Source organism: Streptomyces inhibens, assembly GCF_003389455.1.
GTDB classification, from domain to species: domain Bacteria; phylum Actinomycetota; class Actinomycetes; order Streptomycetales; family Streptomycetaceae; genus Streptomyces; species Streptomyces inhibens.
Map to the genome: position 1 here is coordinate 25,775 of NZ_QUAC01000194.1, position 11,654 is coordinate 37,428.

The 11,654-nt window shown below is 72.6% G+C and carries 10 protein-coding genes; 5 read left to right on the top strand and 5 right to left on the bottom strand.

Features of this window, described 5'->3' with window-relative positions; genetic code table 11:
• Positions 1–3: 3 nt before the first annotated feature.
• Both DY245_RS24130 and asnB read right to left on the bottom strand, forming a co-directional pair.
• A complete protein-coding gene (locus DY245_RS24130; RefSeq protein ID WP_128509327.1) occupies positions 4–405 on the bottom strand; it encodes a GntR family transcriptional regulator in 402 nt (133 codons plus the stop codon).
• Between the two features lie 153 nt (positions 406–558).
• Positions 559–2,409, bottom strand: a complete 1,851-nt coding sequence (gene asnB, locus DY245_RS24135; RefSeq protein ID WP_128509328.1) for an asparagine synthase (glutamine-hydrolyzing) — start codon at positions 2,407–2,409, stop codon at positions 559–561.
• Between the two features lie 223 nt (positions 2,410–2,632).
• On the opposite strand from asnB, the gene DY245_RS24140 reads away from it, so the two are divergent.
• Positions 2,633–3,562: a GNAT family N-acetyltransferase gene (locus DY245_RS24140; RefSeq protein WP_128509329.1), complete on the top strand. Its 930-nt coding sequence runs from the start codon at positions 2,633–2,635 to the stop codon at positions 3,560–3,562.
• Positions 3,563–3,649: 87 nt separating this feature from the next.
• On the opposite strand, the gene DY245_RS24145 is transcribed toward DY245_RS24140, so the two are convergent.
• Positions 3,650–4,345, bottom strand: a complete 696-nt coding sequence (locus tag DY245_RS24145) for a class I SAM-dependent methyltransferase (protein WP_128509330.1) — start codon at positions 4,343–4,345, stop codon at positions 3,650–3,652.
• A gap of 192 nt (positions 4,346–4,537) precedes the next feature.
• Between DY245_RS24145 and DY245_RS24150 the strand changes: the two genes are divergently transcribed.
• Both DY245_RS24150 and DY245_RS24155 read left to right on the top strand, forming a co-directional pair.
• Positions 4,538–7,054, top strand: coding sequence for a SpoIIE family protein phosphatase (locus DY245_RS24150; protein ID WP_128509331.1), 2,517 nt, complete (start codon positions 4,538–4,540; stop codon positions 7,052–7,054).
• Between the two features lie 435 nt (positions 7,055–7,489).
• Entirely contained in the window at positions 7,490–8,497 is a 1,008-nt protein-coding gene (locus DY245_RS24155; protein WP_128509332.1) for a lytic polysaccharide monooxygenase auxiliary activity family 9 protein, read from the top strand.
• Positions 8,498–8,590: 93 nt separating this feature from the next.
• Here DY245_RS24155 and DY245_RS24160 read toward each other — a convergent pair whose 3' ends face one another.
• Entirely contained in the window at positions 8,591–9,058 is a 468-nt protein-coding gene (locus DY245_RS24160) for an Lrp/AsnC family transcriptional regulator (protein ID WP_128509333.1), read from the bottom strand.
• An 80-nt stretch (positions 9,059–9,138) separates the two neighbouring features.
• On the opposite strand from DY245_RS24160, the gene DY245_RS24165 reads away from it, so the two are divergent.
• Positions 9,139–10,437 (top strand): APC family permease, encoded by a 1,299-nt coding sequence (locus tag DY245_RS24165; protein WP_128509334.1) that lies wholly within the window; start codon positions 9,139–9,141, stop codon positions 10,435–10,437.
• A gap of 6 nt (positions 10,438–10,443) precedes the next feature.
• On the opposite strand, the gene DY245_RS24170 is transcribed toward DY245_RS24165, so the two are convergent.
• Positions 10,444–10,926 carry an SRPBCC family protein gene (locus DY245_RS24170; protein ID WP_128509335.1) on the bottom strand — a complete coding sequence of 161 codons (483 nt, stop codon included), beginning with the start codon at positions 10,924–10,926 and terminating at the stop codon, positions 10,444–10,446.
• A gap of 78 nt (positions 10,927–11,004) precedes the next feature.
• Here DY245_RS24170 and DY245_RS24175 point away from each other — a divergent pair, with 78 nt between their 5' ends.
• Complete coding sequence (locus DY245_RS24175; RefSeq protein ID WP_128509336.1) at positions 11,005–11,592, top strand: TetR/AcrR family transcriptional regulator; 588 nt, start codon at positions 11,005–11,007, stop codon at positions 11,590–11,592.
• Positions 11,593–11,654 lie beyond the last annotated feature (62 nt).

The window sequence follows — 11,654 nt, forward strand, 5'->3', positions numbered from 1 at the left end:
CGGTCAGGCGCCGGTGCCGTAGGTGGCGCGCAGCGCGTCCTCGACGGCGGCGAGGGCGGCGCGGTGGTCCAGGCCGAGCCGCTGGGCGCGGCGGGCGTAGTTCTCGGCGGCCGCGGCGGCTTCCTTGTCGGCGGCCTCGCCGGCCGCCGCGATGAAGCTGCCGTTGCGGCCGCGGGTCTCGATCACACCGTCGCTCTCCAGGGCGCGGTAGGCCTTGGCGACGGTGTTGGCGGCGAGGCCGAGGTCCTCGGCGAGGCCGCGGACGGTGGGGAGTTTGTAGCCGACCGGCAGACCGCCGTCCCTGGCCCGGTCCGCGATCTGGGTGCGTACCTGCTCGAACGGCGCGACGGCGGACGCCGGGTCGATGGTGAGGGTGAGGGTCGAGGTCGGGGCCTGCGGGGACACGGGGCGCTCCTGGTGCTGGTGGTGGCGGGCGGGTGCGGGGTGTGCTCGTACCCGTCGGTGCGCGTGTTTTGTCGCATCCATTGTGCGCCAGGAGCGCCCGCCGTGCCGGGAGGCGGCGGGGCTTTCTTCACACCTCCAGGGTGGTGCCGGTCTTCACACCTCCAGGGTGGTGCCGGTCGTCCGCAGCCAGGCGTTCATGCCGAGGACCAGTTCGGCGCCGGGGCGGATGTCGCAGGCCGCGCCGTCGGCGGTGGCCTCGGCGACGGCGCCGGAGTCCAGCAGCGGCCGGACGGGGGCGTCGCGGTCGGCGGCCAGGTCCTTGAGCTCGGCGCGCAGGGCCTCGTTGTAGCGGGGGTCCTGGGTGCTGGGGTAGGGGCTCTTGACCCGGTCGGCGACCAGGTCGGGCAGCACATCGCGGGTGGCGGCGCGCAGCAGCGACTTCTCCCGGCCGTCGAAGGTCTTCATCGACCAGGGGGTGTTGAAGACATAGTCGACCAGGCGGTGGTCGCAGAACGGGACGCGGACCTCCAGGCCGACGGCCATGCTGGCCCGGTCCTTGCGGTCGAGCAGGATCTGTACGAAGCGGGTCAGATGCAGATAGCTGACCTCGCGCATCCGCCGCTGGTGGCCGGTGTCGCTGTCCAGGTAGGGCACTTCGGTGAGCGCCTCGCGATAGCGGCGCAGCTCGTATCCGGGCAGGTCGAGCTTGCCGAGGAGGCCCGGGTCCAGCAGCGCCTCGCGGGTGGCGTTGCCGCCGGAGAAGCGGCCGGAGACGCCGGCCGCGACCCAGGGGAAGGTGTCGGCGTTGACGGACTCGGGGTCGTGGAACCAGCGGTAGCCGCCGAAGACCTCGTCGGCGGATTCGCCGGACAGGGCGACCGTGGACTGTTCGCGTACGGCCTTGAACAGCAGGTAGAGGGAGGTGTCGCCGTCGCCGAAGCCGTTGGGCAGGTCGCGGGCGGCGAGCACCGCGGCGCGGTGGCCGGGGTCCATCAGGGCGGCGGTGTCCAGGACGATGTCGTGGTGGTCGGAGCGGACATGCTCGGCCAGGGCGTGCGCGTACGGCCCGTCGGGGGTGCCGCGCAGGTTGTCGGGCTTGAAGTTCTCGGTGTAGCCGGTGAAGTCGACGGCGAACGAGCGGACCGGGCCGCTGCCCTGGGCGGACAGCGCGCCGGCGGCGAGCGCGGTGATGGCGGACGAGTCGAGGCCGCCGGAGAGCAGGGTGCACAGCGGCACATCGGCGATCAGCTGGCGGGCGACGATGTCGTCAAGCAGTGCGCGGATGTGCGCGACGGTGGTGTCGAGGTCATCGGTGTGTTCGCGGGCCTCCAGGGCCCAGTAGCGCTTGACGGTCAGCCCGCCGCGGTTGACCTTGACGATATGGCCGGGGCGTACCTCGTGCATGCCCTTGTAGACGGCGTGGCCCGGGGTCTTGGTGAAGGTGATCAGCTCGGCGAGGCCCTCGGCGTCGACGACGGGGCGTACCGAGGGGTGGGCGAGGATCGCCTTGGGTTCGGAGCCGAACAGCACACCGTCGGGGGTGGGGTGGTAGTAGAGCGGCTTGATGCCCATCCGGTCGCGTATCAGCAGGAGTTCCTGGGTTCGCGGGTCCCAGAGGGCGAAGGCGTACATGCCGTTGAGGCGCTCGGCGAACGCCTCACCCCATTGGAGGTAGGCGTGCAGCACCACTTCGGTGTCGCTGTTCGTGCGGAAGGTGTGGCCCAGTTTCTCCAGCTCGGCGCGGAGTTCGCGGTAGTTGTAGACCTCGCCGCTGTAGGTGGTGACGATCAGCGTGCGGCCGTCGTGTGCGACGGTCATGGGCTGCTTGCCGCCGTCGATGTCGATGACGGCGAGCCTGCGGTGGCCGAACGCGGCGTGGGTGTCGAGCCAGAGGCCGGCGGCGTCGGGGCCGCGGCAGGCCATGGTCCGGGTCATCGCCTCAAGCGTGGGGCGCTGGGTGGTCAGGTCGGTGTCGTAGGAGATCCATCCGGTGATTCCGCACATGTGCGCGGCTCCCTCCATACGTGGACGGCGGGCCGTCGCGTCCCGGCGGCGGCCTGCACGATCACCGTACGCCCGGATAGGTGTATGGGCCACTTATGCCTGACGCGGACCGTCCGGAATGAGCCACCCGCTCACCGCTGTACGGAAAAGCGGAGGCCAACCACACCCCGCATGCCGGAAAAGGGGAGGCAAAACGGCGCATCGGCGCGTACCGTCCGCCGTCATGACGATTACCGTGCGCGACTTCCGCCCCGCCGACGCCAAGGCCGTCGCCGACCTGCGACGGGCCGCGGTGCCCTTTCTGCTCGCCACCCCGCAGGGCATCGCCTGGGAGGTCTCCACCGCCACCGCGGAGCAGCGGCTGCGGCTCCTGGTCGCCGAGCGGGACGGCAGGATCGTCGGCTCGGTCCGCGCCATGCTGCTGCACGACAGCAGCGTCCCCGGCCAGACCACGGCCTCCCCGCAGGTCCATCCCGACCACCGCGGCCGGGGCGTCGGTCACGCCCTGCTGACTTCGGCCGAGGAACATCTCTCCGCGGCCGGCGCCACCCATCTCTTCGCCTGGGCGGCCGACGAGCCCGGCGCGCTGGCCTTCGCGCAACGCCACGGCTACCGCCGCACCCGCCAGGGCCGCTTCCTCCGCCTCGACCTCGCCGCGGCCGACCTGCCGCCACTGCCCGCCGCGCTGCCACCCGGCGTCCGGCTGCACACCGGTGCGGACTTCGAGGACGACCCGCACCCGCTGTACGAGGCGGACGCCGAGGCCACCGCGGACGAGCCCGGCGATGTCGCGAGCGACGCCCTCACCTACGAGGACTGGCTGCGGCGCACCTGGGAACACCCCTATGCCGACCCGGACCTCAGCGCGGTGGTGACCGTCGACGGCGAGGTCGCCGCCTTCAGCCTGGCCGCGACCGACGGCCTCGGCCGCTACTCCTCCGCCATGACCGGCACCCGCCGCGCCTTCCGCGGCCGGGGCCTGGCCCGACTGGCCAAGACGGCCTCCCTCCATCGCGCCCGCGACGCCGGCTGCACCGAGGCCTTCACCGGCAATGACGCCGGCAACGCCCCGATGCTCGCGATCAATCACGGCTTCGGCTACCGGCCGTTCGCCGTGGAGTGGCGACATGTACGGGAGTTGGGGCGAGGGTGACGGGCTCTCAAGCCCTCGTGCACCGACCGCGGTCCGCGCTCTCCCCTGGGCCGCGTCCGGGAGCTGCCCGCACCACGGCTTCGCGGATCAAGGCCTCCTGACGGGGAGATCGGCGATCAGCGCATACCGCTCGTCGGACACCTCCTTGCCCCACAACACCGGGTCGTGGGAGAGCTCCTCCACATACGTATGCGCCGCCAACGGCCGGACGAGGGCGGTGAGTTCGGCAGCCGGTATGCCGATCGGGTCGGCCTCGCCCCAGCGGCCCTCCACCAGCACCAGCCGGCCGCCAGGAGCGAGCAGACCGGCCCACCGGCGCAGCGCGGCCGGCGGGTCGGGGAGCGCCCACAGGACATGACGCACCAGGACGACATCGAACCGCCGCTCCCCCACGGGTGGTTCGGCCGCATCGCCGACCAGGAAGGTGGCGTCCCGCCCGGCGAGCTTGGCGCGGGCCCGCGCGATCATGCGCGGTGAGCGGTCGAGGCCCGTGAGGCGGTGGCCCTGCTCGGCGGCGAGCCGGGCCAGGCTTCCCGTGCCACAGCCCAGGTCGAGGACGTCCGCGGGCCCGGACGGCAGCCACCCGCGCAGCCGGGCGGCCCAGGCGGCGCGGACGGCGGGGTCGCCAAGGCCGTGGTCGGGCTCGTCGTCGAAGGTCTCGGCGGCCGCGTCCCAATAGGCGGCGCCGTCCGCCGGCAGGGGCGATTTCGCCTGGTCGGCGGGGTGGTTGGGGGGTTCGTCGACGGTCTGCCGGGACGGTTCGGCGGGCGCGTGGGTGCTCATATGCCGATGATGACAGCGACCACTGACAACGCGGGACGAACGCGATCCGGCGGGCGCCGCACGGCCGGTGGCGGGCGCCGGGAAGAGCGCCCGGCCAGGGTGAGGGAGTACCGTGGGAGGCGCCGGTGGGATGCGACGGCGCCGCCGTGAAGCGGGCCCGTCGCATGGTGCTACCGGCATTGGATCGGTCATATGTGTGCCTCCCAGAGCAGCCGCTTCTACGGAGACGGCGTCTTCGACCTCACGCGGACGGCCGTGGTGATGGCCGATCGCGCCGGGGTGGCGCAGGGCTGGACCGAGGGCGCGGAGCGTCTTCTCGGCTATTCGGTGTCCGAAGCGCTCGGCAGGCGCCTGGCGGACCTCTTCGCCGTGGTGGACCCCCAGTCGGCGCCGGACCGCAGGTGGGAGGCGCGGCTTGCGGAGGCGGACGGCTGGAGCGGGCTGGAGGCCGTACGGCACAAGGACGGGCACCGACTCGACCTGGAATTCCGCATCCTGCCGGTCGTGGACGCCCAAAGGCGCTCCGCACGTCTCGTCCTTGCCGCGGAGATGACACAGGCACCCTGGTCAGGAGCGAGCCGGTCGCTGCTGGAGGGGATCCTTGGGATGTCGCCGATCGGCGTGGGCATGGTGAACTGCGACCTGGAGTACGTGTGGCTGAACGACGCCCTGGTGCGGATGGGCGGTGCCACCCGCGAGGATCGCCTCGGGAAGCGGTTGGGCGAGGTGCAGCCCGGCCTCGCGGTGGAATCGATCGAGGCGGAGATGCTCCGGGTGCTGGACACCGGCACTCCCTCGGTCGGCTACGAGTACCTGGGCCGCCCGCAGTCCGATCCGGAGCGTGAGCACGCCTACTCCACCTCGTTCTTTCGTCTGGAGGACGAGGCGCACCAGCCGCTCGGCGTCTGCTACATGGTGCTCGACGTCACGGAGAGTTACCGGGCCCGGCAGCGGATGGCGCTGCTGAACAGGGCCGGTGAGCGTATCGGCAGTTCGCTGGACGTCTGGCAGACGGCACAGGAGCTCGCCGATGTGGCGGTGCCCGATCTCGCCGACTTCGTCACCGTCGATCTGCTCGATGCGCAGCTCGCCGGCGAAGAGCCGGCTCCCGGGCCGGTCGACGCTTCGGACCTGCTCACCATGCGCCGGGCGGGACAGCAGTCCGTCCGGGAGGGCTGCCCCGAGGCGGTGGTCTCCGTCGGGGAGCCGGCCGCCTATCCCCCGTCGGCGCCCGTCGTGCTGAGCCTGACCGAGGGCAATTCCACGCTGCTGCAGACGCTGGATCTCGCGGGCGGTGACTGGGCGGCCGAGGACCCGGCGCGGGCCGCACATCTGCGCGAGCTCGGCTTCCACTCGCTGATGGTGGTGCCGCTGCGCGCGCGGGGCATCTTCCTGGGCGCGGCCACGTTCGCCCGCTGTCGGCCCATCGGGCCGTTCCAGCCCGACGATCTGGTGCTCGCGGAGGAGTTCGTCACCCGCGCCGCGATCTCCATCGACAACGCCCGCCGCTACACCCGCGAGCACACCGCGGCGCTCACCCTCCAGCACAGCCTGCTGCCCCGGGATCTGCCCGAGCAGTGCGCGGTGGAGGCGGCCTACCGCTATCTGCCCGCCGACTCGCTCCGCGGGGTGGGCGGCGACTGGTTCGATGTGATCCCGCTGTCGGGAGCCCGGGTCGCGCTGGTGGTCGGTGATGTGGTCGGCCACGGCGTGCACGCAGCGGCCACGATGGGGCGGCTGCGCGCCGCGGTGCAGACGCTCGCCGACCTGGACCTGTCCCCGGAGGAGGTGCTGGCCCATCTGGACGACATGGTCAACCGGGTCGCCGACGACACGAACACCGACGACGGCGTGGTCGGAGCCACCTGTCTGTACGCGGTCTACGACCCGGTCGCCTGCTGCTGCACGCTGGCCCGCGCCGGTCACCCCGAGCCGCTGCTGGTCGGTCCCACCGGCGCCGGTCGGCTCCTGGAGCTGCCGACCGGGCCCCCGCTGGGGCTGGGCGGTATGCCCTTCGAATCGGCCGAACTGCCGTTGCCGGAAGGGAGTCTGCTGGCTCTGTACACCAACGGGCTTCTGCTGGACAAGGCTCTCGATCTTGACGGCGGGATCACCCGGCTGCGCAGCGCCCTGGCCGATCCGCAGGCTCCGCTGGAGGACATCTGCGAGACCGTCATCAACAGCCTGCCGGGCGCCCGGCCGGTCGATGATGTGGCGCTGTTGCTGGCGCGTACCCGGGCGCTGCCCCAGTCGCAGCTGGCCACGTGGGACATTCCCGCCGACCCCTCGGCGGTCGCCGAGGCCCGCAAGTCCGCTGACGGTCAGCTGACGGAGTGGGGCCTGGAGCATCTGGTGTTCTCCGCAGAGCTGATCGTCAGCGAACTGGTCACCAATGCCGTCCGGCACGCCTCCGGGCCGATCGGCCTGCGGATGATCCGGGCGCGGACGCTGATCTGTGAGGTGTCGGACGCCAGCAGCACCTCGCCGCACCTCCGCCATGCGCGGACGACCGACGAGGGCGGCCGGGGGCTGTTCCTGATCGCCCAGTACGCCCAGCGGTGGGGCACCCGTTACACCCCTCAGGGAAAGATCATCTGGGCCGAACTGCCGCTCCTGGCCGCGACAGGCGGCGGACCCGCGAGCGACCTGAGCGCGCTCGCCGAAGGCCTCGACGCCCCGGCCCTCCGCACCGACCCCGACGGCCGGTGAGCACGGACCCCTCAGCTCGTCCAGGGCAGCCGTACGGCTGATCGCAGAGCTCCGCGGCATCGCCCAACCGCCCGGCGAACACCGTCCGTTCGTCGAACTCCCCGGTCATACAGGGGCCCTCCGCGAAGCCCGCGGACACCCGCGAACGGCTCCCGGCAGCACCGCGCCGACCGCCCGATGCCCGTTTTCGCCCCGCCTGCCTGTGGCCCCGCTTAGCCGTGTCTTAAGCAGACCATAAAGATCCTCAGGATCGGCCTTCGGGCGGCAAATGCGCTGTTCAGCGGGGCTAGCGTGCTTCTCGCAAGGCGGCGTTGCGTGCCGTCGGCGCCGTCACCGGGGGACGGCGCCGTCGTGCGTATCCCGACCCCCCACCACCCCGCTGCCTCGTGGCCCGCTCTTCCCCGCTCGACGCAACTGATGAAGGAGACCCCCACGATGACCGCTCGTCGTAAGGCCACCGGGATCGCGCTGGTCGGTATCGCCCCGCTCGCGCTCACCGTGCTCACCGCGGCTCCGGCCGCCGCGCACGGTTCGATGTCGGACCCGGTCAGCCGGGTCTCGGCCTGCTACGCGGAGGGGCCGGAGAGCCCGCGGTCTGCGGCGTGCAAGGCCGCCGTGCAGGCCGGCGGGGCGCAGGCGTTCTACGACTGGAACGGGGTCCGGGACGGCAACGCCGGCGGCCGGTCGAAGGAGAAGATCCCGGACGGCAAGCTCTGCAGCGGCGGCGATGCCAAGTTCAAGGGCCTGGACCTGCCGCGCGCCGACTGGCCGTCCTCCACGATGCGGGCCGGCAACCACACGTTCCACTACAGGGCCACCGCCCCGCACAAGGGGTCCTTCGAGCTGTACCTCACCAAGGCCGGGTATGACCCGACCAAGCCGCTGAAGTGGTCCGACCTGGAGTCGAAGCCGTTCGCGAAGGTCACCGATCCGACGCTGACCAACGGGGAATACGTCTTCGACGGGAAGGTGCCGGCGCGGTCCGGGCGCCATCTGATCTACAGCATCTGGCAGCGGTCGGACAGCCCGGAGGCGTTCTACACCTGCTCGGACGTGGTCTTCGGGAAGGCCAGCCGCGGGTCCGGCGGCTCGGCGGCGCCCGCGCCGACCGCCTCCGCGCCGACCGACGCCCAGATCGCGGCGGGTGCCGACAAGTCGTCGATGGACATGAGCCGGCACGGCCACGGCGGCACGGGCAGCCACACCGATGCGGCACCGTCGGACGCCGTCGACGCCCCGGCGCCGGCCGCTGGTTCGGGCGGCAGTGGCAACGCGGCGAAGCCCGACGGCGGTGCCCGGCCGGCCGGCGGTCAGCGGCTGGCGGAGACCGGTGGTGACAGCTCCACCGCCCCGATGGCCATCGGCGGCGCGGCCGTCCTGGCCATGGGTGCCGCCGTCCTGTTCACCACCACCCGCCGCAAGGCCGCCCGGCACCGCGGCTGAGCCCGGCGCCCCGGCCGTCCGGGGAAGCGACGCCGTCCCCTTGCTGCGCTCAGGGGGCGGCGTCTTCCTGCGCCCAGGGGCGGCGGCGCGGTGTTACGCGCCGTTCGGCGGCAGCGCCTCGACGATGTCGTTGGCGACATGCTGGTAGATGACCGAGCTGCGGCAGTCGACGACCTCGCGGCGCTTGAAGACCTGGTCCATGAGGAGGGCGTGCAGCCGGTCGACGTCCGGGACGGCGACATGGACGAGGAAGTCGTCGCCGCCCGCGACGACATAGACGTTGAGCACCTCCGGCAGTGACGTCAAGAACGCCTTGAACCGCTCGATGACCTCGCGGTTCATGGGGCGGATGCGGATCGTGAGCAGCGCCTGTACGGGGCGGTTGAGGGCGCGCAGGTCCACCGTGGCCCGGTAGCCGGTGATCACGCCGCGGGCGCGCAGCGCGCGGACCCGTTCCAGGCAGGTGGAGGGCGCGATGTTGAGCATGCGGGCCAGTTCGCGATTGGTCTGCCGTGCATCGCGCTGCAGTTCGCGGACAATCGCCGAATCAATGTCGTCCATGAGCACCATGGTGACGTACACACCGAATTTCATTCGGCGAGAGCCCACATTGATCACTTGTACGGTTACCTTCTGCGACTGTGACCGTACAACAGACCTCCCTTCCCGCTTCTGAACGGCCGGATGTACGACGGCTGGGCATCGGCGGGGGCACCGCGCTGTGCGCCGGCGCGGTGCTCGGCCCCGGCGTCCTGACCCTGCCGTCGCTGGCCGCCGCCGCGGCCGGTCCCGCCTCGATCCTGGCCTGGGTGGTGCTGCTGGCCATGTGTGTGCCGGTGGCCGCCGCGTTCGCGGCGCTCGGCGCGCGCTTCCCCGACGGCGGGGGCGTGGCCACGTATGTGCACCGGGCGATCGGTCCGCGGGCCGCGGCCGTGGTGGGGTGGTGGTTCTACGGGGCGGTGCCGATCGGCGTGGTCTCGGCGGCCTGGATCGGCGGGAAGTACGTGGCCGAAGCGGCCGGTTGGGGGGACATCGGCGCGGCCGGCGTCGCCGGGGTGGTGCTGGCGGGTTCGCTGGTCTCCAATGCGGTGGGGCTGCGGATGTCGGGCCGGGTGCAGCTGCTGCTCGGCGGACTGCTGGCAGCGGTGCTGCTGTGCGCGGTACTGGCCGCCGCTCCCCATGTGTCGGCCGGCCACTTCACCCCGTTCCTGCCCGGCGGCTGGTCGTCGGTCGGCTCGGCGGCCTCGGTGCTGTTCTTCGCGTTCGCCGGGTGGGAGGCGGCCAGCCATCTGTCGGGCGAATTCGCCGATCCGGCGCGGGATCTGCCGCGGGTGACGCGCCGTACGCTCGCCGTCGTCACCGTGCTCTATCTGGGGCTCGCGGTGACCACGATCGGGGCGCTGGGGCCGGCCGCGGCCGACACCGAGACCCCGCTGACCGAGCTGCTGGCCCACAGCGTGGGCGCGGCCGCCCGTCCGGTGGCCGCCGCGGCGGCGCTCTTCCTCACCTTCGGGGCGGTCAACTCGTATCTGGCCGGGGCCTCCCGGCTCGGTGCGGCGCTCGGCCGGGACGGGGCGGCGCCGCGGTGGATGGCCAAGGGCGGCGCGCCGGGCGAGGTGCCGCGGCGTTCGCTCGCGGTGCTGGGCGGGGCGGCCGTACTGCTGGGCGGGGCGGCCGGGTTCGGCGGCGCCGATCTGGATCTTCTGATGAGGGCCACCGCCACCTGTCTGGCGGCGGTGACCCTCGCCGGCCTGGCCGCCGCACTGGTGCTGCTGCCGCGTCGCACTCCCCTGTGGTGCGGCGCGTGCGCAAGCGCGCTGCTGACGGTGGCGGTGCTCGCCTTCTCCGGCCGGCTGCTGGTGATCCCGGTGGCTCTCGCGTGCGCCGCGTTCTGCTTTCTGACGCTGCGGCGGGCGGTGCACCGGGGGATCATCCGCTGAGGCGGCTCACCTGGTGAGGCGGCGCAGCAGCCGGACGTAGCGGCTCCAGCGGGCGGGCCGGGCGACGGTGCCCGTGCAGGCGTGTTCGGCGCGGTCCAGGCTGTCCTCCAGGGCCGCGTCGTGGAGGTGCCGGAAGGCCAGCGGCCAGCTGAGCCGGGCCGGGCCGCGGGCGTGCATGGCGAGGGTGTGGCGCAGCAGCGTGCGGTCCGGGCCGAGCGGGTGGACGGTGTATTCGTGGAAGCCGTGGAAGCCGCGCGGCCCCCTGAAGGTGAAGCGCACCCATTGGCCCGGTACGTATGCGGCAACGGTGTAGCGGACCGGACCGTGGCCGCCGGACGCCCCCGGGGCCAGCGGGCCGTCGAACAGCATCGGGGGCCAGTCGGGGTGCGGCCAGAGCCGGTCGGCATCGCCGGAGAGGCCGTCGATCAGCAGGCCGGCCTCGGCCCCCGGCACCGGCAGCACCCTCTCGTGCACGTTGTAGACACCCATCGCGCAGCCCTTTCCGTACCTGTACGCACCTCGTTCTAGAGGCACCTCTCCAATATAGTGGAGAGTACCCTCTAGAACATGGCCAGGCCACCCCGTTTCGACACCTCACAGCTCCTCGACGCCGCCGTACGGCTGGCGGCCGAGTCCGGACCCTCGGGCGTCACCATGTCCGCGGTCGCGGCGGCCGCCGGCGCACCCAGCGGCTCGCTCTACCACCGGTTCGCCGGCCGCTCGGCGCTGCTCGCCGAGGTGTGGCTGCGTACCGTCGAGGGCTTCCAGGAGGGCTACTTCGAGGCACTGGAGTCCTCGAACGACCCACGCACCGGGGGCCGGGCGGCCGCCCGGCACATCGTCGAGTGGAGCCGGGCACACCCTCAGGAGGCCGCGCTGCTCCTGTACGGGGCGCATGACTTCGGGCGGGACGGCTGGTCGGACGAGCATCTGCGCCGCGCCGACGAGGGGAACATGCGGGTACGGGCATCCGTGGCGGCGCTCGCGGGTGCGCTGGGGGTGCACGGCAGTCAGGGTCTGGAGCGGGTGTCGCTCGCCGTCATCGACCTCCCGCTGTCGCTGGTACGCCGCCATCTGCGGGCCGGATCGACGCTGCCCGCGCACGCCGAGGACCTGGCCGAGCAGTGCACGGACGCGCTGCTGGCCGGCGGCTGACGGCCGCGGATCTCCTCCGGCACCGAGCGCGGCCCGGCCCCCGCCAAGGCGGCGGGGCCGGG